The following is an 18,669-nucleotide window of genomic DNA, read 5'->3' as shown; positions in this document are numbered from 1 at the left end:
AGGAATGTCTCGTATTGGTAAAAAACCGGTCGAACTGCCCTCCGGCGTGACGGCTTCCGTATCCGGCCAGACCATCGAAGTGAAAGGCCCGAAAGGCGCCCGCAGCTTCACGGCCACGGATGATGTGACCCTGAAGGTGGAAGACAACGTCGTGACCATCGAGCCGCGTGGCAAGTCCAAGCGCGCTCGTCAGCAGTGGGGCATGTCCCGCACCATGGTCGCGAACATCGTGAACGGCGTCACCAACGGCGTGAAGCGTGAGCTTGAGATCCAGGGTGTGGGTTACCGCGCCCAGATGCAGGGCAACACCCTGAAGCTCTCCCTCGGCCTGTCCCACGACGTGAACTTCGAGGTTCCGGCCGGCGTCACCGTGACGGCTCCGAAACCGACGGAAATCGTGATCGAGGGCATCGACGAGCAACTCGTCGGCCAGGTCGCCGCGAACATCCGCGAATGGCGCAAGCCCGAGCCCTACAAAGGCAAAGGCATCCGCTACAAGGGCGAATACATCTTCCGCAAGGAAGGCAAGAAGAAGTAAGGACGCGAAAAATGGCAAACAGCAAACGGACCCTGTTCCTGAAGCGCCGTCTGCGCGTTCGGAACAAGCTCAAAGCCCGGAACGTCGGTGGTATCCGCCTGTCCGTGCACCGCAGCAACAAGAACATCAGCGCCCAGCTGATCGACGACGTGCAAGGCGTCACCCTGGCTTCCGCCTCCAGCCTCGAGAAGGATCTCGGCGTTGTGGGCAAGAACAACATCGAAGCCGCAGCCAAGGTTGGCGCAGCCATCGCTGAGCGTGCCAAGGCCAAGGGTGTCGAGGAGTGCTACTTCGATCGTGGCGGTTTCCTCTACCACGGCAAGGTGAAGGCCCTGGCCGACGCCGCCCGTGAAGGTGGCCTGAAGTTCTAAGACCTGTGGGCGGCCTTCGGGCCGCCCCGATGATCCGGGCACGGGGCCGCGCGCCCCGCTGCACCAAGGATCGAGTTCATCGGTGCCAAGCGCGCCACTCAATCAAAGGAATGCCAGATGGCAGAACGTGAAAACCGCCGGGGCAACCGTCGCGACCGCGAGGAAACCCCGGAATTTGCAGATCGCCTGGTTGCGATCAACCGTGTGTCCAAAACCGTGAAGGGTGGTAAGCGCTTCGGCTTTGCCGCGCTCGTCGTCGTGGGCGACCAGAAGGGCCGCGTCGGCTTCGGCAAGGGCAAGGCGAAGGAGGTCCCCGAGGCCATCCGCAAAGCCACCGAGCAAGCCAAGCGCCAGATGATCCGCGTGCCGCTGCGCGAAGGCCGCACCCTGCACCACGACGTGGAAGGCCGTCACGGCGCCGGCAAGGTGATCATGCGCACCGCTCCGACCGGTACCGGTATCATCGCCGGTGGTCCGATGCGTGCCGTGTTCGAAATGCTCGGCGTGCAGGACGTTGTCGCCAAGTCCATCGGTTCGCAGAACCCCTACAACATGATCCGCGCCACGCTGGACGGCCTCAAGAAGGAAGCCTCCCCGCGCATGGTCGCGCAGCGTCGTGGCAAGAAGGTCGCCGACATCCTGAACAAGGATGAGGCGCCGGCTGAAGCCGAAGCGTAAGGAGAGCGAAACATGGCCAAAACCATCGTCGTCAAGCAGATCGGCTCCCCGATCCGCCGCCCCGCCATCCAGCGCGCAACGCTGAAGGGCCTGGGCCTGAACAAGATGCACCGCACCCGCGAGCTGGAAGACACGCCCGCCGTGCGCGGCATGGTCGCCAAGATCCCCCACCTCGTGGAGATCATCGAAGAGCGCGGCTGAGCCCCGCCTTCGCGATCAAGAAGTGAATTCGGGAAAGCGCCGCCGGGAAACCGGTGGCGCTTTTTCGCTTGCGGCGGGGTGCGCTGTCGCCCCGTGCCGCGCTTCGGGCTAGGGTGGAGCCGGCCCGGCCAGGCCGGGGCCGATTTCTTGCAGAGGATACCGCCATGCCGTTCCAACTTTCCCGTTTCGCCGCCCCCGCTGCCCTTGCGTGCGCCCTTGCCGCAGCCGCCGTGCCGGCCCTGGCCGCCACCTACACGAAGTTCGGCGAGGTCGAGGGCTGGAAGGTCTATGCCGACGCGGAACGCAAATCCTGCCTGATCGAGCGCGTCGACGCGCTGGAGAACGTGATCCAGATGGGGCTCACCGAGGATCGCGGCGTGGGCTACGTCGGCGTGTTCACCAAGGCCGACACCAACATCAAGAAGGGCGAGAAGGAGGCCGTGGCCATCCTGATCGGTGATCACATCTACCTCGGCGAGGCCACGGGGATGCGCGGCAACATCACCGAAGGCTATTCCGGCGGCTACGTGCTGAGCGATGATCCGCAGTTCGCCACCGACATCGCCCAGCAATACCAGATGATCGTGTTCCCGGAGACGGAGTATGCCTTCGTGGTGGATCTGACCGGCACCAAGAAGGCGATGGAAATGGCCGCCGCGTGCAACGCGGCCCAGCTGGGCTGACCGGGCCGCGCCATCCGGGCGGAAACGTCAGTCCCGCGGCGGAGGGCCGCGCCGCTGGCTGGCGTCGCATTGGCCGGCGCCTCCTTCGAGCACGCAGCCGAACTGGCCCGACAGGCAGCCGAGGATGGCGTTCCCGCCGGCCGGGCCTGCGTGGTAGTGGTAGCCGAGCCCCGCGGCTTCGTGACCGAAGCAGGAGTCGAGCCCTGCGGCGGCGGTTTCCTCGTCCGAGAGCGTGGGATAGATCGCGTAGCCGTCCATCGCCAGGCCTACCGGCGCGGCGTGGGCATCGGAGCCTCCGGCGCTGGCGCCGATGCAGTCGGTGGCGGCATGGTAGTGGTAGCCGACGAACAGGTTGATGTGACCGCCGCAATCGTCGAAGGGCGCGATCGTGTAGGCGCCGAGGATCGCGTCCACCGGGGCGGGTGCATCGAGGCGAATGCCGTTGAAGGCCACGCCGGAGCCGGCGTCGCGGGTGGGGGCGGGCGCCTGCGCGGGCACCGGATGAAGCGGGATCACGTAGGTGACCGTCAGATCAGGGTCGAGATACTCCGGCAGGCATTCGACGCAGGTGTTGGCGTATTCCGCGCCCACGTCGGGCCGTGCCGCGGCCGCGCATTTCTCCTTCGTGTCGGTGACGGCGATCTTGCCGGTATCCGGATCCACCATCTGCCAGGCGGGATCATCGAACAACTCGGCGATCTGCCCCATGAAGCTGCCGTCGGCATCGAAGACGCGGCCGTCGTGCAGCCAGATGCCGCTGACGTCGGGGCCGTCATCGGCGGAAGTCGGGCACCAGGGGCCGGGCACGTAGCCGCTCGGTTCGGGGCGCACGGTGAGCGACAGGCAGCGCGCCCTGGCGCCGCCGGAGAGCGTGCAGTCCACGATCTTGGGCGCGGCCGCGAGATCCGCGCCGGAAAAGGCTTCGGTCAGCGCGGCCAGAACGGAGCTTTCGTCATGCTCATGGGCGGCGGCGGGGAAGGCCAGGCCGACTGCGGCGATTGCGGCGAGGGCGGGTTTGAAATGCATGTCTGTCCCTTATTGCGTCAAATGGCGGGCGCCGGAAAACGGAGGCACCCGAACATGATACGCGCACGGACGGAAGGTCCGGCGGGGGGGGGACCCATTTCGCACTTGCAGAAAACGCATGGCGGGGTTGCCGCTTCCGGCGATTGTTACCGGTAACGGGGCGTCCTATCTTTGGGTCACAAGGGAAGAGACTGAAACAGTGACCGGCCGAAAATCAGTTCGGCCCCGACGAAAGGACACAAAGACAATGGCTTACATCAACACCGCCGCCCACAACGAGTTTGCCCCCCTGCGCCGCGCCGCCGAGCTGCTGGAAGGCTTCAAGGCCAAGCGCGAACTGCGCCGCAAATACCTGGAGCTCTACAACGAGCTGGACGCCCTGAGCGACCGCGATCTGAACGACATCGGCATCAGCCGCTACAACATCGCGGACATCGCCCGCAAGCACGTCTACGGCGCCTGAGCCCAACGCTCACAGCCGAGAACGCCGAACGCCCCCGGAACCTCCCGCCGGGGGCGTTTCGCGTTCGGACACGGGGGCAGGGGCCTAGCCCCTTGCAACCACGGGGCGGGGAGCGTATACGCCCCCGGTGGCGCCTTGGGAGCCGCAGAATCAACAAGCAAGAAACGCCGTGGTTGGCCCGCTTACGCTTCAGGGGTCACATCCGGCAAGGAGAAGCGACATGAAACTCAATGAACTCCGGGACAACCCCGGCGCAGCCCCGAAACGCATGCGCGTCGGCCGTGGCCCCGGCTCCGGCAAAGGCAAGACCGCAGGCCGCGGTATCAAGGGTCAGAAATCCCGCTCCGGCGTGGCCATCAAGGGCTACGAGGGCGGCCAGATGCCGCTCTACCAGCGTCTGCCCAAGCGTGGCTTCAACAAGCCGAACGCCAAGAAATTCGCCGTCATCAACCTGGGCCTGATCCAGAAGTTCGTTGAAGCCGGCAAGCTGGACGCTTCCGCGCCGATCACCGAGGACGTGCTCGTGGCTTCCGGCCTCGTGCGCCGCAAGCTCGACGGTGTGCGCGTGCTGGCCAAGGGTGAAATCACCTCCAAGCTGGACATCACCGTAACCGGCGCCTCCAAGGCCGCCGTGGACGCCGTGGCGAAAGCCGGCGGCTCTCTTACGGTCACAACCCCGGCAGCCGCTGAATAAGCGCTTGTGAGCGGCCCTGACGCCGCTTACATAACCTACAGTTTTCCAAGCGCCGCCGGATCCGGGAAACGGACCCGGCGGCGCTTACGTATCGAAAAGAGGGCCGGATGGCATCTGCAGCAGAGCAAATGGCGGCGAACATGAGCTGGGGGGCTTTCGGTAAGGCCACCGAGCTTCGCCAGCGTATCTTCTTCACTCTCGGTCTCCTGATCGTCTACCGCCTCGGGACCTATATCCCGGTGCCGGGGATCGACGGGAACGCGCTTCGGGAATTCATCGATCAGGCCAGCGCCGGGCTCGGCGGCATCCTGAACATGTTCACCGGCGGCGCCATCGGCCGCATGGGGATCTTTGCTCTGGGCATCATGCCCTACATCTCCGCCTCCATCATCGTGCAGCTGCTGACGGCCATGGTGCCCTCGCTCGAGCAGCTGAAGAAGGAAGGCGAGCAGGGCCGCAAGAAGATCAACCAGTACACCCGCTACGGCACTGTGTTCCTGGCCACCTTCCAGGCCTACGGGCTGGCGGTTTCGCTGGAGGCCGGCGATCTGGTGACGGATCCGGGCTGGTATTTCCGCGCCGCCACGGTGATCACCCTCGTGGGCGGCACCATGTTCCTGATGTGGCTGGGTGAGCAGATCACCGCGCGCGGCATCGGCAACGGCATCTCGCTCATCATCTTCGTCGGCATCATCGCCGAGGTTCCGGCCGCTCTGGCCCAGTTCCTTTCGCAGGGCCGCTCCGGCGCGATCTCCCCGGTGGTCATCATCGGCATCATGCTGATGATGGTGGCGCTCATCGCCTTCGTGGTGTTCATGGAGCGCGCGCTGCGCAAGATCCACATCCAGTATCCGCGCCGCCAGGTCGGCATGAAGGTCTATGACGGCGGCTCCAGCCACCTGCCCGTGAAGGTGAACCCGGCGGGCGTGATCCCGGCCATCTTCGCCTCCTCGCTGCTGCTGCTGCCCACCACGCTGGCGACCTTCTCCGGCGGCGCCACCGGCCCGGTGATGTCCACCATCCTGGCCTACTTCGGCCCCGGCCAGCCGCTCTACCTGCTGTTCTTCACGTCCATGATCGTGTTCTTCACCTACTTCTACACGTTCAACGTGGCCTTCAAGACCGATGACGTGGCCGACAACCTGAAGAACCAGAACGGCTTCATCCCCGGCATCCGCCCGGGCAAGAAGACTGCCGAATACCTGGATTACGTGGTGACCCGCGTGCTGGTTCTGGGCTCCGCCTATCTTGCGGCAGTTTGTCTTATGCCCGAGATTCTGCGTTCACAATTGTCGATCCCCTTCTATTTTGGCGGCACTTCCGTGCTGATCGTCGTGTCCGTCACGATGGATACGATCCAGCAGGTCCAGTCCCATCTGCTGGCGCACCAGTATGAAGGGCTGATCGAAAAATCGCAGCTGCGCGGCAAGAAGCGTGGCGGCAAAAAAGGGACAGCAAGACGATGAACATCATTCTGCTTGGCCCGCCCGGTGCCGGCAAGGGCACGCAGGCGGGGCGGCTCGTGGAAGAACGCGGCATGATCCAGCTCTCGACGGGCGACATGCTGCGGGCAGCCCGCACCTCGGGCACCGAGATGGGCAACAAGGTTGCCGCCATCATGGATGCCGGGGAACTGGTGACCGACGAGATCGTGATCGGGCTGATCGAAGAGAAGCTCGAAGGCGAGCAGGGTGGGGGCTTCATCTTCGACGGCTTCCCGCGGACCCTCGCCCAGGCCGACGCCCTGGGCGCGCTGCTGGAGCGTCACGGCCAGTCGCTGGACGCGGTGATCGAGCTTCAGGTGAACGATGACGTGCTCATCGACCGCATCGTGAACCGCGCGGAAGAGGCCCGTGCCGCCGGCCAGCCCGTCCGCGCCGACGACAACGCCGAAAGCCTCAAGGTCCGGCTGATGGAGTACTACAAGAAGACCTCGCCCCTGATCGGCTACTACTACGCCAAGGGCGATCTCAGAACGGTCGACGGGCTGGGCGAGATCGATGCCGTGGCGGCGGCAATCAGGGAGATCCTCGGCTAGGGTGTAACCGGGCCTTGACCTCTGCTGCAAAACCCCATAGATCACCCCATCTCGAGTGAGAATCGGATTGATTTCTTGGGGATTCGCTCCAAGTCAACCCACATCGAATTCAGCAGTGGCCCGTGGGCGAAACGCCTTCGGGCTTCCGTTGTGAAAAAAGGTTCTGGTGCTACGGAACCGCAACGTAAAAGGAACATGACACTTGGCACGTATTGCTGGCGTTAACCTCCCGACCGGGAAACGCGTCCCGATCGCTCTGACCTACATCACGGGCATCGGCAACACCTCCGCGAAACAGATCTGCGAAGCCGTCGGGATCGACCAGACCCGCCGCGTGAACGAACTGTCCGACGCCGAAGTTCTGGCCATTCGTGAGCACATCGACGCCACCTACACGGTGGAAGGCGATCTGCGCCGCGAAACCCAGATGAACATCAAGCGCCTGATGGACCTCGGCTGCTACCGCGGCCTGCGTCACCGCCGCAACCTGCCGGTTCGCGGTCAGCGCACCCACACCAACGCCCGCACCCGCAAGGGCCCGGCGAAGCCGATCGCCGGCAAGAAGAAATAAGGGGAGGCTTGATCCATGGCACGCGATAAATCCCGCATGAAGCGCAAAGAGCGCAAGAACATCGCCACCGGCGTTGCTCACGTGAACTCTTCCTTCAACAACACCAAGATCCTGATCTCCGACGTTCAGGGCAACGCGATCTCCTGGTCCTCCGCCGGCACCATGGGCTTCAAGGGCTCCCGCAAGTCCACGCCCTACGCCGCGCAGATGGCCGCCGAAGATGCAGGCCGCAAAGCCCAGGAACACGGCGTGAAAACGCTGGAAGTGGAAGTGCAAGGCCCCGGCTCCGGCCGTGAAAGCGCCCTGCGCGCCCTGGCTGCCATCGGCTTCAACATCACCTCGATCCGTGATGTGACCCCGATCGCCCACAACGGCTGCCGCCCGCCGAAACGCCGCCGCGTCTAAGCTCAGGCACACCAGTTTCGGGCTGCGCTCTCGCGCGGCCCGATTTTTCGTCATTACACCCTCGGGCGTTCCCGTGCTGGGCATGGGCCGGGAACAAGAATGGAGGCGACACACATGATCCACAAGAACTGGCAAGAACTGATCAAGCCGACCCAGCTGGACGTCAAGCCGGGCAACGACCCTGCACGTCAGGCCACGATCGTGGCCGAACCGCTGGAGCGCGGCTTCGGCCTGACGCTCGGCAACGCGTTGCGCCGCGTGCTGATGAGCAGCCTGCAAGGCGCTGCCATCACCAGCGTCCAGATCGACAACGTTCTGCACGAGTTCTCCTCCGTCGCTGGCGTCCGCGAGGACGTGACGGACATCGTTCTGAACCTGAAAGGCGTGGCGCTGCGCATGGAAGTGGAGGGCCCCAAGCGCCTGTCCATCTCCGCGAAAGGCCCCTCGGTCGTCACCGCCGGTGACATCGCTGAATCCGCCGGCATCGAAGTGCTCAACAAGGATCACGTGATCTGCCACCTCGACGACGGCGCCGACCTGTTCATGGAACTCACCGTGAACACCGGCAAGGGCTACGTCTCCGCCGACAAGAACAAGCCGGAAGACGCCCCGATCGGCCTGATCCCGATCGATGCGATCTACTCCCCGGTGAAGAAGGTGGCCTACGAGGTGCAACCCACCCGCGAAGGCCAGGTTCTGGACTACGACAAGCTCACCCTGAAACTGGAAACCGACGGCTCCATCGCGCCGGAAGATGCCGTGGCTTTCGCCGCCCGCATCCTGCAGGACCAGCTGACGATCTTCGTGAACTTCGACGAGCCGGAAGCCGCTTCGCGTCAGGATGACGACGACGGCCTCGAGTTCAACCCGCTTCTGCTGAAGAAAGTGGACGAACTGGAGCTCTCCGTTCGCTCCGCGAACTGCCTGAAGAACGACAACATCGTCTACATCGGCGACCTGATCCAGAAGACCGAAGCCGAGATGCTGCGCACCCCGAACTTCGGCCGCAAGTCGCTGAACGAGATCAAGGAAGTGCTCTCGGGCATGGGCCTGCACCTCGGCATGGACGTCGAGGACTGGCCGCCGGAGAACATCGAGGATCTGGCCAAGAAATTCGAAGACCAATTCTGAGGTTGACGAGTTCGGGGGCCGGCTGTAGACGGCCCCCTTCAATGCCCGCGCAGGCGGGGAACACACGGGCATGCCGCCCCAAGGAGAGCGTCCCAACGCATAGGGATCGCCGGACAAAGCAAAACCGCCCGTAGAGGGCAAGACGGAGAAAAGAAAATGCGTCACGCACGTGGCTACCGCCGCCTGAACCGTACTCATGAGCACCGCAAGGCCCTGTTCGCCAACATGGCTGGCTCGCTTATCGAGCACGAGCAAATCAAGACCACCCTGCCCAAGGCCAAGGAACTGCGCCCGATCGTTGAAAAACTGATCACGCTGGCCAAGCGCGGCGATCTTCACGCCCGCCGCCAGGCCGCTGCCAAGCTGAAGCAGGATGCCTATGTCGCCAAACTGTTCGACGTTCTGGGCCCGCGCTACGCGGAGCGTCAGGGCGGCTACGTCCGTATCCTGAAAGCCGGGTTCCGTTACGGTGACCAGGCGCCGATGGCCATCATCGAGTTCGTGGACCGCGACGTGGACGCCAAAGGCGCCGCCGACAAGGCCCGCGTGGCCGCCGAAGAGGCCGCCGAAGAGTAAGCACACCGCGTGACCCGCGCCGTGCCGACATGAGCCCCGCCGTTTTCGGCGGGGCTTTTTTCTTGCCTGTATGCCGCCGCCGTCGCGGCGGGAAGCGGGTCCAGCGGGATTTCGCGGCTCGGAAGACAGGCGCGAAGCCCGCCCTTCCTGTGGCCCGTGCGAGAGGCTAGGTTTTGGAATGGCTGCTCCAAACTCCGCCGGCTATTCCGGCCGCCCCCTTTTTCAGAATCTTGGGTTCAAGCCCGGAATGCGCGTGGGCGTCGTCGCACCGCCGGCCCACTACACCGAGCTTCTTTCGGGCATGGAGGGCGTGGACCTCGGGGCAGGGGGGGATGATCTGGACGCGATGCACCTGTTTTTCCACAAGCAGGAAGATGTGGAGGCCGCCGCAGTGGCGGCAATTGCGCGGCTGCGGGCTGGCGGAATGCTCTGGGTCTCGTGGCCCAAGAAGGCCTCTTCACTGTTTTGCGGCCTCACCGAAGACGGCATGCGCGCTGGCATCCTGCCGCTTGGGTGGGTGGACGTGAAGGTCTGCGCGGTGGATGCGGACTGGTCCGGGCTCAAATTCCTGAAGCGAAGGCGCAAATAGCGCGCGTTGAAATCCCTGCCGGGAAACGGCATATGCCTTTGGCAACAACCGGAAGGAAGACGGATGCGCCTGATCACACGTTCCCTTGCCATCGGCCTTTGCGCCCTTCTGCCCGCAACCCTTTCCGCCGAAACGCGGGTGCCCGTCTCGCAGGCGGAGATCTCGCTGGGGTTCGCCCCGCTGGTGAAGGAGGCGGCGCCGGCCGTCGTGAACATCTATGCCAAGCGTATCGTGCAGGCGCGCGCGGTGTCGCCTTTCGCTTCCGATCCCTTCTTCGGGCGCCTGTTCCAGGATCTGGGGCGGCCGCAGCCGCGGGTGCAGAACTCGCTGGGGTCCGGCGTGATCCTGTCCGAGGACGGGTTCGTCGTCTCCAACCACCACGTCGTCGGGGAAGCCACCGACATCCGCGTGGTGCTTTCGGATCGGCGCGAGTTCGCGGCGCAGGTCGTGCTGGCGGATGAGCAGGCCGATCTGGCCATTCTCAAGCTGGAAGGAGCCGAGGGGATGCCCCATCTGGCCCTGCGCGACAGCGCTTCGGTGGAGGTGGGCGAGTTGGTGCTCGCGATCGGCAACCCCTTCGGCGTCGGGCAAACGGTTTCGAGCGGCATCGTCTCGGGGCTGGCGCGCTCCGGCGCGGCCACGGGCAGCGCGCGGGGCTACTTCATCCAGACCGATGCGCCGATCAACCCGGGCAATTCCGGTGGCGCGCTGATCGACGTGAACGGGGATCTGATCGGGGTGAATACCTCTATCCTCACCCGCTCCGGCGGCTCCAACGGCATCGGCTTCGCCATTCCGTCCGCGCTGGTGGCGCAGTTCCTGAAGCAGGCGCGCGAGGGGCAGACGAGCTTCCAGCGCCCCTGGGCGGGCCTCGAAGGGCAGGCCGTAGACGGCGATCTCGCCGAGGGGCTGGGGTTGTCCGTTCCCGAGGGAATCCTCGTGAGCGACGTCCATCCGCAGAGCCCCTTCGCCGAGGCCGGCGTGCGGCAGGGCGACGTGATCCTCTCGGTGGACGGGCTGCCGGTGAACTCCGGCCCCGAGATGATCTACCGGATGTCGGTGGCCGGGCTCGGGGAAACCTCCCTGATCTCGGTGCTGCGTGCCGGGGAACGGCTCGACCTGACGGTGCCGCTGATCCGGGCACCCGACATGCCCGACCGCGCGGCCAGGGTGCTGGGCGAACGCGACGTGCTTCCGGGGTTAGCGCTGGCGCGGATCAACCCCGCGGTGGGCGAGGAGTTGGGCCTGCCGCTGCGCGCCGAGGGCGTGGTCGTGACGGAACCCGGCCCGGTGGCCGTGCGCATCGGCCTGCGGATGGGGGACGTGATCCTCGCCGTGAACGGCGCGCGCGTGGAAACCCCGGCGGACGTGGCCCGGGCCCTGCGCGCCGTGGGGCGCACGGTGGATCTTCAGGTCATCCGCTCTGGGCAACGCGTGAGCCTGCGTTTTAGACTGTAGCCATGGCTGATCTCTTCGACACCGCCGCCTCGACGCGGGAGGGCGCCGCGGCGCAGGCGCCGCGCCCGCTGGCCGACCGGTTGCGCCCGCAGGCGCTTGGCGATGTCATCGGGCAGGAGCAGGTTCTGGGCGAGGATGCGCCTTTGGGCGTGATGCTGGCCTCCGGTGCGCTGTCTTCGTTGATCCTCTGGGGGCCGCCGGGGGTGGGCAAGACGACGATCGCCCGGCTGCTCGCGGATCAGACCGATCTGGCCTTCGTCCAGATCAGCGCGATCTTCACCGGGGTGCCGGATCTGAAGAAAGTGTTCGAGGCGGCGAAGATCCGACGCCAGAACGGGCAGGGCACGCTGCTCTTCGTGGACGAGATCCACCGCTTCAACAAGGCGCAGCAGGATGGCTTCCTGCCGCACATGGAGGATGGCACCATCCTGCTCGTGGGGGCCACCACCGAGAACCCGAGCTTCGAGCTGAACGCCGCCCTTCTGTCCCGCGCGCAGGTGCTGGTGCTCAGGCGGCTCTCGCTTGCGGATCTGGAGCGGCTGGCGCAGCGGGCCGAGAAGGAGCTTGGCAAGTCGCTGCCGCTCTCGGGTTCGGCGCGCGAGGCGCTGCTGGAGATGGCCGACGGCGACGGGCGGGCCCTGCTGAACCTGATCGAGCAGATCGCGGCCTGGAAGGTGGAGGGCAAGCTTGAAACCGAGGCGCTCACCACCCGGCTGATGCGGCGCGCCAGCAAATACGACAAGAGCGGCGACGAGCACTACAACCTGATTTCGGCCCTGCACAAATCCGTGCGCGGCAGCGATCCGGATGCCGCGCTCTACTGGTATGCCCGGATGCTGACCGGCGGCGAGGATCCGCGCTATCTCGCGCGGCGCATCACCCGCATGGCGGTGGAGGACATCGGCCTTGCCGATCCGCAGGCGCAGACGATCTGCCTGCACGCCTGGGAAACCTACGAACGCCTCGGCTCACCGGAGGGCGAACTGGCACTGGCGCAGGCGGTGATCTACCTCGCGCTCGCGCCGAAATCCAACGGCGGCTACGCGGCCTACAAGGCGGCGATGGCGGCGGCGAAGAAGACGGGCTCCGAGCCACCGCCGATGCATATTCTCAACGCCCCCACCTCGATGATGAAGGAGCAGGGGTTCGGCGCGGGCTATCAATACGACCATGATGCCGAAGACGGCTTCTCCGGGCAGAACTACTTCCCCGAGACGATGAAGCGCGGCGTCTATTACACGCCGCCCGAACGCGGCTTCGAACGGGAATTGAAGAAGCGGCTGGACTATTTCGCCAAGCTGCGCGCGCGCCGCGAGGAAAGCCGCGACGGGCGCCGGGGCGAAAGCTGAACCCGGCTTGACAATCGGGGCATGCAGGCAGAGAGAGGCCGGATGTTTTTGACAATGCTTCAAGTAGCCGCCGGCGGGGCGATCGGGGCCGTGGGGAGATACCTCACGGGCGTTGCCGTGCTGCGCGTTCTGGGCGCGGGGTTCCCGCTGGCCACGCTGATCGTCAACGTGATCGGCTCCTTCGCGATGGGGGTGCTGATCGTCACGCTGGCGCATCGGGGATCGATGCATCTGGCGCCGTTTCTGACCGTCGGCATGCTGGGCGGTTTCACCACCTTCTCGGCCTTCTCGCTGGATACGATCGTGCTGTTCGAGCGCGGCGAGACGGGGCTGGCCCTTCTCTACGTGGCGCTCTCGGTCCTGGCGTCGATCGGGGCCGTCTTCGCGGGCATGACGCTTACCAGGGGGATCATCGCATGAGTGGCGTGCAGCAGGTTACGGTTGCCGAGGGCGAGGGCGATCAGCGGCTCGACCGCTGGTTCCGCCGGCATTTTCCGCAACTTACCCAGGGCCGCATCGAGAAGATGTGCCGCAAGGGGGAGATCCGCGTCGATGGCGGGCGAGTCAAAACCTCGACCCGGCTGGAAGTGGGGCAGGTCGTACGCGTGCCGCCGCTGCCCGCGGTGGATGCCGCCAAGGCCGCCAAGCCGCCGGTGCGCCGGATCTCCGCGGCCGACGAGGCGCTGATCCAGCAGGCGGTGATCTGGAAGGACGATCACATCATCGCGCTCAACAAGCCACCGGGGCTGCCCACGCAAGGGGGCAGCAAGCAGACGCGCCACGTGGACGGGCTGTCGGACGCGCTGCGTTTCGGCCTCGATGAAAAGCCGCGCCTCGTGCACCGGCTCGACAAGGACACCTCCGGCGTGCTGCTGCTGGCGCGCACCCGCGCAGCCGCGCAGGCGCTCACCGCCGCGATCCGGCACAAGGCCACCCGCAAGATCTACTGGGCCGTCGTCGCAGGCGTGCCGCATCCCTTTCTCGGCGAGATCAAGACGGGCCTCGTGAAGGCGCCCGGCCACGGCAGCCAGGGCGAGGGCGAGAAGATGCAGATCGTGCATCCGGCCGAGATCGACAGCACGCCAGGCGCCAAGCGCGCGCTCACCCACTACGCCACCCTCTACCGTGTGGCCAGCCGCGCGGCCTGGGTGGCGATGGAGCCGATCACCGGCCGCACCCACCAGTTGCGCGCCCATATGGCCGGCATCGGGCACCCGATCATCGGCGACGGCAAATACGGCGGCTCCGGGCAGGAGAACCTCGGCGATGGCTGGGGCGCGAAGCTGGGGGGCATCATCTCCAACAAGCTGCACCTGCATGCGCGCTCGATGAGCTTCCAGCACCCGGTCACGCGCAAGGCGATCACCATCACCGCCCCGCTGCCCGAGCACATGGCGCGCACCTTCGAAACCTTCGGCTGGACGGAGGATCTGGCCGCCGAGGACCCGTTCGAGGAACTGCACTAGGCCGCCGGGCTGCGGGGCAGCCCGCGTTTTAGGGCCAGCTTCCCCGCAGAGGCCCGCTCAGCCGAGCGCGCCCTTGTTTTTCAGGAGGCCGCTCCAAGCCGGAGCATCCTTTTTCCACGTCCAGATGCCGTCATCGGAGCCGGTGCAGGGCGTGGAACTCAAGCGGCGCGCCAAGCGGATCGGGGCCCTTGACGGGCGGCAGCGGATGCAGCGGGTGCGCAGGTATTCCCCGAGGCAGAAGCCACACCGCTTGCTCCGTTGCGAAGATCCTTTCGGTACTCTCGTGGAGTTATGCGGCCAATCCTGCGGGTTGACCCATTCCGCCGGGGCCCACGCCGAGGACGGTTGACCTTCGCGCCCGCCCGTGGTGAAGCCTGCGACAAGGCAAAGGCAGGGGCGCCATGGATCTCAGGCTCGCGATATTCGACGTGGACGGTACGCTGGTGGACAGCCAGCACCTGATCGTCGCCGCCATGCAGGCGGCCTGTGAAGGGGCGGGCTGCGCGGCCCCCGCGCGGCAGGCGCTTCTTTCGGGCGTGGGGCTTTCGCTGCCCCAACTCGTGGCCGGGCTGTTCCCCGATCAGGGCGCGCCGGTGCACCGGGCCATCGTGGAGGGCTACAAGCACCACTACGCTCGGCTTCGGCAGGAGGGCGGGGAAGCGAATGTCACCCCGCTGTATCCCGGCGCGCTGGAGGCGTTGAACGCGCTGCACGCCGAAGATGCGACGCTGCTCGGCGTGGCCACGGGAAAATCCCGGCGGGGACTCGATTTCATTCTTGAAAGCTTCGACCTGCGCCGCCATTTCGTGACCCGGCAGGTGGCGGACGATCACCCCTCGAAGCCGCATCCCTCGATGATCCTCACGGCGCTGGCGGAAACCGGCGTGGCGCCCGAGCGCGCGGTGATGATCGGGGATACGAGCTTCGACATGGAAATGGCCCGGGCGGCCGGGGTGCGTGCCATCGGCGTCAGCTGGGGGTATCATGATGCCCGCCGGCTCGAAAGGGCCGGGGCCGAGGCCGTCGTCGATACGTTCGACGCGTTGCGGAACATGCTTTGGAGCGGAAACTGATGGCAGAGTGGAAACAGAAACGCTTCTGGAAGGAAGCCACGGCAGCGGAATGCGACGGCGGTTTCGAGGTGCTGCTGGACGGGCGCCGGCTGAAGACGCCGGGCAAGGCGGCGCTGGTGATGCCGACGCGGGCCATGGCCGAGGCCGTCGCGGCGGAATGGGCCGCGCAGGAAGGCGAGGTCAAACCGCTCACCATGCCCGTCACCCGCTCGGCCAACTCCGCGATCGACAAGGTGACCCCGCAGTTCGACGACGTGGCCGCGCTGATCGCGGCCTACGGCGAAACCGATCTGCTCTGCTACCGCGCCGACGGCCCCGCCGAGCTGATCGCCCGTCAAGCGGCCGCCTGGGATCCGCTCCTCGACTGGCTGGACGAAACCCACGGCGCCCGGCTGGGCACCAACGCGGGGGTGATGTTCTTCGAACAGGACGCCGAGGCGCTGGCGCGTCTGCGCAAGCTCGTCTTCGCGCTGGACCCCTTCGAGCTGACGGCCTTCCACGATCTGGTGGGGATCTCCGGTTCGCTGGTCATCGGCCTTGCCGCGCTCGCCGGGCACATGCCGCCCGAAGAGCTCTGGGCGCTCTCCCGAATCGATGAAACCTGGCAGGAAGAGCTCTGGGGCACCGATGAGGAGGCCGCCGAAATGGCGCAGGCGAAGAAAGAGGGCTTCCTGCACGCCCATCGCTTCTACAATCTGACTCGTTAACCCTCGACTGGGCACGATTTTTGCGCGGGCATATGTCCAGTTGCGAAGCGATCATCGCAAACCCTCTTCCCGAGGCCCTGATTTGCCCCGGCCGCACTTGACCTTTCTTTGGGAATTTGCCCAAACTTGTGGCGCTGGGCATCGGGCCACTCCGGTTCCCTAAATCACCCACGGCCGGAACAGGCCGGAATGCCGCCCACACTCGGGCGGACCATCAGGAAGAGGTAAACATGAAAAAATCCGTATTTCTTGGCGCGCTGACGCTCGCCAGCATGGGCGCAGGTGTAGCTGCCGCCGCGACGCTGGACGACGTGAAAGCCCGCGGCAAGCTGAACTGTGGCGTGACCACTGGGCTTGTCGGCTTCGCCGCGCCGGATGCAAACGGTGTCTGGGAAGGTTTCGACGTGGCCGTGTGCCGTGCCGTCGCCGCCGCCGTTCTCGGCGACCCCATGGCTGTCGAATTCGTTCCGACCACCGGCAAGACGCGCTTTACCGCGCTGGCTTCCGGCGAGATCGATATGCTGGCCCGCAACACCACCTGGACCTTCAGCCGTGACGTCGACCTGAAGTTCGATTTCGTCGGCGTGAACTACTACGACGGTCAGGGCTTCATGGTTCCGAAAGAGCTGGGCGTGTCCTCGGCCAAGGAACTGGACGGCGCCACCGTCTGCATCCAGACCGGCACCACCACCGAGCTGAACCTCGCGGACTTCTTCCGCGCCAACAACATCAGCTATGAGCCGGTGCCGATCGAAACCAACGCCGAAGCCCAGCAGCAATACCTGGCCGGTGCCTGCGACGTGTACACCACCGACGCTTCCGGCCTCGCCGCGACCCGCGCCACCTTCGAAGATCCCTCCGCGCACGTTCTGCTGCCGGAAATCATCTCCAAAGAGCCGCTGGGCCCGCTGGTGCGCCACGGCGACAACGAGTGGGGCGACATCGTCCGCTGGACGCTGAACGCGCTGATCTCCGCTGAAGAGCTGGGCGTGACCTCCGCCAACATCGGCGAACTGTCCGCCGGCACCAACAACCCGGAAGTCAACCGTCTGCTCGGCACCGAAGGCAACCTGGGCGAAATGCTCGGCCTGGACGCCGAATGGGCCAAGCGCGCCATCATGGCGGGCGGCAACTACGGTGAAGTCTTCGAGAAGAACATCGGTGAAGCCACTCCGATCGGTCTGGCCCGTGGCCTGAACGCCCAGTGGACCGATGGCGGCCTGCTCTACTCGCCGCCCTTCCGCTAAGCACACCTGATGAAGGGCGCGGGAACCCCCCGCGCCCTTCTCACATAAACACCGCAAAAAACACGTTATAAGTGTCCGGCCCGAAGAGCGCATGAAAATGCGCCGCTGTTTGCCGGGACGACGGGGAAATCATTCATGACGACACTCACCGACCCTCCCAGGGAGTCGTTCAAGCTGTCCATGCTGATCTACGACACCCGCTACAGGTCGCTCACGATCCAGATCGTGGCCCTGATCGGGTTCCTGCTCTTGATCGGCTGGCTCATCGGCAACACCGCCCAGAACCTCGCCGATCTCGGCAAGGAGCCGAGCTTCGGCTTCCTCGCGGAGCCTGCCGGCTATGACATCAACCAGCGCCTGCTGGATTACAATTCACAGGACAGCCACCTGCGCGCGGGCCTGATCGGCCTGCTGAACACGTTGCTCGTGGCCGTTCTCGGCTGCATCACCGCCACCGTCCTCGGCGTGGTCATCGGGGTGCTGCGCCTGTCCAAGAACTGGCTCGTCGCCCGCCTGATGACGATCTACGTCGAGATGTTCCGCAACGTGCCGGTGCTGCTCTGGATCGTGTTCACCATGGCGATCCTGATCGAGACGCTGCCCGCGCCGCGGGCCTTCCGCGGGGAGAACCCGGAAGCCTCGATGATGCTGAGCGACAGCGTCGCCGTGACGAACCGGGGCGTCTACATCCCCGAGCCGCTGTTCTCCAACAGCCTCGGCAACGTCCACCTGTTCGGCGAAAGCGCCATCCGCTTCGACGTGAGCCTCGATCTCATCGCCTTCCTCGCGGTGCTGATGGCGGGTTTCTGGGTTTCGGCCTGGATCAAGCGCCGGGCGGACCGCATCCAGGAAGAGACGGGCGATCGCCCGACGACCTGGTGGCAGCGCATCGCCGTCGTGGTGGTGCCCACCGGCATCCTTCTGACGGTGCTGGGCTTCCACCTCGGCTACCCGGAACTGAAAGGCTTCAACTTCTCCGGCGGCATCCACCTCCGGAACTCGTTGATCGCCCTCTGGCTCGCGCTCTCGCTCTACACGGCGGCCTTCATCGCCGAGATCGTGCGCGCCGGCATCATGGCCATCAACAAAGGCCAGACCGAGGCCGCAAGCGCGCTGGGGCTGTCGCCGCGGCGGACCATGAGCCTCGTGATCCTGCCGCAGGCGCTGCGGGTGATCATTCCGCCGCTCATCTCCAACTACCTGAACCTGACCAAGAACTCCTCGCTCGCCATCGCCGTGGGCTACATGGATCTGACCGGCACGCTGATGGGCATCACGCTCAACCAGACGGGCCGCGAACTGGAAACGGTTCTCATGGGCATGCTGGTGTATCTCACCATCTCGCTGAGCATCTCGGCGGTGATGAACTGGTACAACAACCGCGTCAAACTGGTGGAGCGTTGAT

At 65.5% G+C, this 18,669-nt stretch carries 23 protein-coding genes; 22 read left to right on the top strand and 1 reads right to left on the bottom strand.

Translation table 11 applies throughout. The features are described from left to right. The first annotated feature begins 4 nt into the window (after positions 1–4). The 5 genes from rplF to PSA7680_RS09410 all read left to right on the top strand — a co-directional run bounded on the left by rplF (position 5) and on the right by PSA7680_RS09410 (position 2,471). Positions 5–538 carry a 50S ribosomal protein L6 gene (gene rplF, locus PSA7680_RS09430; protein WP_085868458.1) on the top strand — a complete coding sequence of 178 codons (534 nt, stop codon included), beginning with the start codon at positions 5–7 and terminating at the stop codon, positions 536–538. A gap of 11 nt (positions 539–549) precedes the next feature. Beyond that, a complete protein-coding gene (gene rplR / locus PSA7680_RS09425; RefSeq protein ID WP_085868457.1) occupies positions 550–909 on the top strand; it encodes a 50S ribosomal protein L18 in 360 nt (119 codons plus the stop codon). Positions 910–1,026: 117 nt separating this feature from the next. Beyond that, a complete protein-coding gene (rpsE, locus tag PSA7680_RS09420) occupies positions 1,027–1,587 on the top strand; it encodes a 30S ribosomal protein S5 (RefSeq protein WP_085868456.1) in 561 nt (186 codons plus the stop codon). A 12-nt stretch (positions 1,588–1,599) separates the two neighbouring features. Next, positions 1,600–1,788, top strand: a complete 189-nt coding sequence (gene rpmD, locus PSA7680_RS09415) for a 50S ribosomal protein L30 (protein ID WP_085868455.1) — start codon at positions 1,600–1,602, stop codon at positions 1,786–1,788. Between the two features lie 164 nt (positions 1,789–1,952). Next, the gene (locus PSA7680_RS09410; protein ID WP_085868454.1) at positions 1,953–2,471 is read left to right on the top strand and encodes a hypothetical protein; all 519 of its coding nucleotides are present in this window, start codon (positions 1,953–1,955) and stop codon (positions 2,469–2,471) included. 27 nt (positions 2,472–2,498) lie between these two features. Here the strand turns inward: PSA7680_RS09410 and PSA7680_RS09405 are convergent, their stop codons facing one another. Next, positions 2,499–3,497 carry a YHYH protein gene (locus PSA7680_RS09405; protein WP_085868453.1) on the bottom strand — a complete coding sequence of 333 codons (999 nt, stop codon included), beginning with the start codon at positions 3,495–3,497 and terminating at the stop codon, positions 2,499–2,501. Positions 3,498–3,744: 247 nt separating this feature from the next. Between PSA7680_RS09405 and PSA7680_RS09400 the strand changes: the two genes are divergently transcribed. The 17 genes from PSA7680_RS09400 to PSA7680_RS09315 all read left to right on the top strand — a co-directional run bounded on the left by PSA7680_RS09400 (position 3,745) and on the right by PSA7680_RS09315 (position 18,668). Further along, on the top strand, positions 3,745–3,960 hold the full coding sequence (locus PSA7680_RS09400) for a DUF1127 domain-containing protein (protein ID WP_085868452.1): 216 nt from the start codon (positions 3,745–3,747) through the stop codon (positions 3,958–3,960). A gap of 220 nt (positions 3,961–4,180) precedes the next feature. Then, positions 4,181–4,654 (top strand): 50S ribosomal protein L15, encoded by a 474-nt coding sequence (gene rplO, locus PSA7680_RS09395; RefSeq protein WP_085868451.1) that lies wholly within the window; start codon positions 4,181–4,183, stop codon positions 4,652–4,654. Positions 4,655–4,761: 107 nt separating this feature from the next. Continuing rightward, a complete protein-coding gene (gene secY, locus PSA7680_RS09390; protein WP_085868450.1) occupies positions 4,762–6,120 on the top strand; it encodes a preprotein translocase subunit SecY in 1,359 nt (452 codons plus the stop codon). After that, the gene (locus PSA7680_RS09385; RefSeq protein ID WP_085868449.1) at positions 6,117–6,692 is read left to right on the top strand and encodes an adenylate kinase; all 576 of its coding nucleotides are present in this window, start codon (positions 6,117–6,119) and stop codon (positions 6,690–6,692) included. Before secY ends, PSA7680_RS09385 begins: the two co-directional genes overlap by 4 nt. 202 nt (positions 6,693–6,894) lie before the next feature. Further along, entirely contained in the window at positions 6,895–7,263 is a 369-nt protein-coding gene (gene rpsM / locus PSA7680_RS09380; RefSeq protein ID WP_085868448.1) for a 30S ribosomal protein S13, read from the top strand. Positions 7,264–7,278: 15 nt separating this feature from the next. Continuing rightward, positions 7,279–7,668, top strand: a complete 390-nt coding sequence (rpsK, locus tag PSA7680_RS09375; RefSeq protein WP_085868447.1) for a 30S ribosomal protein S11 — start codon at positions 7,279–7,281, stop codon at positions 7,666–7,668. A gap of 114 nt (positions 7,669–7,782) precedes the next feature. Then, positions 7,783–8,799 carry a DNA-directed RNA polymerase subunit alpha gene (locus PSA7680_RS09370; protein ID WP_085868446.1) on the top strand — a complete coding sequence of 339 codons (1,017 nt, stop codon included), beginning with the start codon at positions 7,783–7,785 and terminating at the stop codon, positions 8,797–8,799. A 156-nt stretch (positions 8,800–8,955) separates the two neighbouring features. Beyond that, a complete protein-coding gene (rplQ, locus tag PSA7680_RS09365; RefSeq protein ID WP_085868445.1) occupies positions 8,956–9,375 on the top strand; it encodes a 50S ribosomal protein L17 in 420 nt (139 codons plus the stop codon). Positions 9,376–9,628: 253 nt separating this feature from the next. Beyond that, positions 9,629–9,964, top strand: coding sequence for a DUF3052 domain-containing protein (locus tag PSA7680_RS09360; RefSeq protein ID WP_139838598.1), 336 nt, complete (start codon positions 9,629–9,631; stop codon positions 9,962–9,964). 63 nt (positions 9,965–10,027) lie between these two features. Beyond that, positions 10,028–11,422 carry a trypsin-like peptidase domain-containing protein gene (locus PSA7680_RS09355; protein ID WP_085868443.1) on the top strand — a complete coding sequence of 465 codons (1,395 nt, stop codon included), beginning with the start codon at positions 10,028–10,030 and terminating at the stop codon, positions 11,420–11,422. 2 nt (positions 11,423–11,424) lie between these two features. Beyond that, positions 11,425–12,771, top strand: coding sequence for a replication-associated recombination protein A (locus PSA7680_RS09350; RefSeq protein WP_085868442.1), 1,347 nt, complete (start codon positions 11,425–11,427; stop codon positions 12,769–12,771). A gap of 42 nt (positions 12,772–12,813) precedes the next feature. Continuing rightward, positions 12,814–13,191, top strand: coding sequence for a fluoride efflux transporter CrcB (crcB, locus tag PSA7680_RS09345; protein WP_085868441.1), 378 nt, complete (start codon positions 12,814–12,816; stop codon positions 13,189–13,191). Continuing rightward, positions 13,188–14,237, top strand: coding sequence for an RluA family pseudouridine synthase (locus PSA7680_RS09340; protein WP_085868440.1), 1,050 nt, complete (start codon positions 13,188–13,190; stop codon positions 14,235–14,237). Before crcB ends, PSA7680_RS09340 begins: the two co-directional genes overlap by 4 nt. A 401-nt stretch (positions 14,238–14,638) precedes the next feature. Then, positions 14,639–15,310: an HAD-IA family hydrolase gene (locus PSA7680_RS09330; protein WP_085868438.1), complete on the top strand. Its 672-nt coding sequence runs from the start codon at positions 14,639–14,641 to the stop codon at positions 15,308–15,310. Continuing rightward, on the top strand, positions 15,310–16,017 hold the full coding sequence (locus PSA7680_RS09325; RefSeq protein ID WP_085868437.1) for an ATP12 family chaperone protein: 708 nt from the start codon (positions 15,310–15,312) through the stop codon (positions 16,015–16,017). The genes PSA7680_RS09330 and PSA7680_RS09325 overlap by 1 nt, the downstream gene beginning before the upstream one ends. Before the next feature lie 230 nt (positions 16,018–16,247). After that, positions 16,248–17,264 carry an amino acid ABC transporter substrate-binding protein gene (locus PSA7680_RS09320; RefSeq protein WP_085868436.1) on the top strand — a complete coding sequence of 339 codons (1,017 nt, stop codon included), beginning with the start codon at positions 16,248–16,250 and terminating at the stop codon, positions 17,262–17,264. A 135-nt stretch (positions 17,265–17,399) separates the two neighbouring features. Further along, positions 17,400–18,668, top strand: coding sequence for an amino acid ABC transporter permease (locus tag PSA7680_RS09315; protein ID WP_085868435.1), 1,269 nt, complete (start codon positions 17,400–17,402; stop codon positions 18,666–18,668). Position 18,669: the final 1 nt, after the last annotated feature.

Origin of the sequence: Pseudoruegeria aquimaris, assembly GCF_900172235.1 — a bacterium.
Classification (GTDB): Bacteria; Pseudomonadota; Alphaproteobacteria; order Rhodobacterales; family Rhodobacteraceae; genus Pseudoruegeria; species Pseudoruegeria aquimaris.
This window is presented reverse-complemented; position numbering and strand designations above follow the sequence as displayed.

Excerpts from the sequence above, each read along its gene's own strand:
- rplF (WP_085868458.1), top strand. The coding sequence starts at position 5 with ATGTCTCGTATTGGTAAAAAACCGGTCGAACTGCCCTCCGGCGTGACG.
- rplR (WP_085868457.1), top strand. The coding sequence starts at position 550 with ATGGCAAACAGCAAACGGACCCTGTTCCTGAAGCGCCGTCTGCGCGTT.
- rpsE (WP_085868456.1), top strand. The coding sequence starts at position 1,027 with ATGGCAGAACGTGAAAACCGCCGGGGCAACCGTCGCGACCGCGAGGAA.
- rpmD (WP_085868455.1), top strand. The coding sequence starts at position 1,600 with ATGGCCAAAACCATCGTCGTCAAGCAGATCGGCTCCCCGATCCGCCGC.
- PSA7680_RS09410 (WP_085868454.1), top strand. The coding sequence starts at position 1,953 with ATGCCGTTCCAACTTTCCCGTTTCGCCGCCCCCGCTGCCCTTGCGTGC.
- PSA7680_RS09405 (WP_085868453.1), bottom strand. The coding sequence starts at position 3,497 with ATGCATTTCAAACCCGCCCTCGCCGCAATCGCCGCAGTCGGCCTGGCC.
- PSA7680_RS09400 (WP_085868452.1), top strand. The coding sequence starts at position 3,745 with ATGGCTTACATCAACACCGCCGCCCACAACGAGTTTGCCCCCCTGCGC.
- rplO (WP_085868451.1), top strand. The coding sequence starts at position 4,181 with ATGAAACTCAATGAACTCCGGGACAACCCCGGCGCAGCCCCGAAACGC.
- secY (WP_085868450.1), top strand. The coding sequence starts at position 4,762 with ATGGCATCTGCAGCAGAGCAAATGGCGGCGAACATGAGCTGGGGGGCT.
- PSA7680_RS09385 (WP_085868449.1), top strand. The coding sequence starts at position 6,117 with ATGAACATCATTCTGCTTGGCCCGCCCGGTGCCGGCAAGGGCACGCAG.
- rpsK (WP_085868447.1), top strand. The coding sequence starts at position 7,279 with ATGGCACGCGATAAATCCCGCATGAAGCGCAAAGAGCGCAAGAACATC.
- PSA7680_RS09370 (WP_085868446.1), top strand. The coding sequence starts at position 7,783 with ATGATCCACAAGAACTGGCAAGAACTGATCAAGCCGACCCAGCTGGAC.
- rplQ (WP_085868445.1), top strand. The coding sequence starts at position 8,956 with ATGCGTCACGCACGTGGCTACCGCCGCCTGAACCGTACTCATGAGCAC.
- PSA7680_RS09355 (WP_085868443.1), top strand. The coding sequence starts at position 10,028 with ATGCGCCTGATCACACGTTCCCTTGCCATCGGCCTTTGCGCCCTTCTG.
- PSA7680_RS09350 (WP_085868442.1), top strand. The coding sequence starts at position 11,425 with ATGGCTGATCTCTTCGACACCGCCGCCTCGACGCGGGAGGGCGCCGCG.
- crcB (WP_085868441.1), top strand. The coding sequence starts at position 12,814 with ATGTTTTTGACAATGCTTCAAGTAGCCGCCGGCGGGGCGATCGGGGCC.
- PSA7680_RS09340 (WP_085868440.1), top strand. The coding sequence starts at position 13,188 with ATGAGTGGCGTGCAGCAGGTTACGGTTGCCGAGGGCGAGGGCGATCAG.
- PSA7680_RS09330 (WP_085868438.1), top strand. The coding sequence starts at position 14,639 with ATGGATCTCAGGCTCGCGATATTCGACGTGGACGGTACGCTGGTGGAC.
- PSA7680_RS09325 (WP_085868437.1), top strand. The coding sequence starts at position 15,310 with ATGGCAGAGTGGAAACAGAAACGCTTCTGGAAGGAAGCCACGGCAGCG.
- PSA7680_RS09320 (WP_085868436.1), top strand. The coding sequence starts at position 16,248 with ATGAAAAAATCCGTATTTCTTGGCGCGCTGACGCTCGCCAGCATGGGC.
- PSA7680_RS09315 (WP_085868435.1), top strand. The coding sequence starts at position 17,400 with ATGACGACACTCACCGACCCTCCCAGGGAGTCGTTCAAGCTGTCCATG.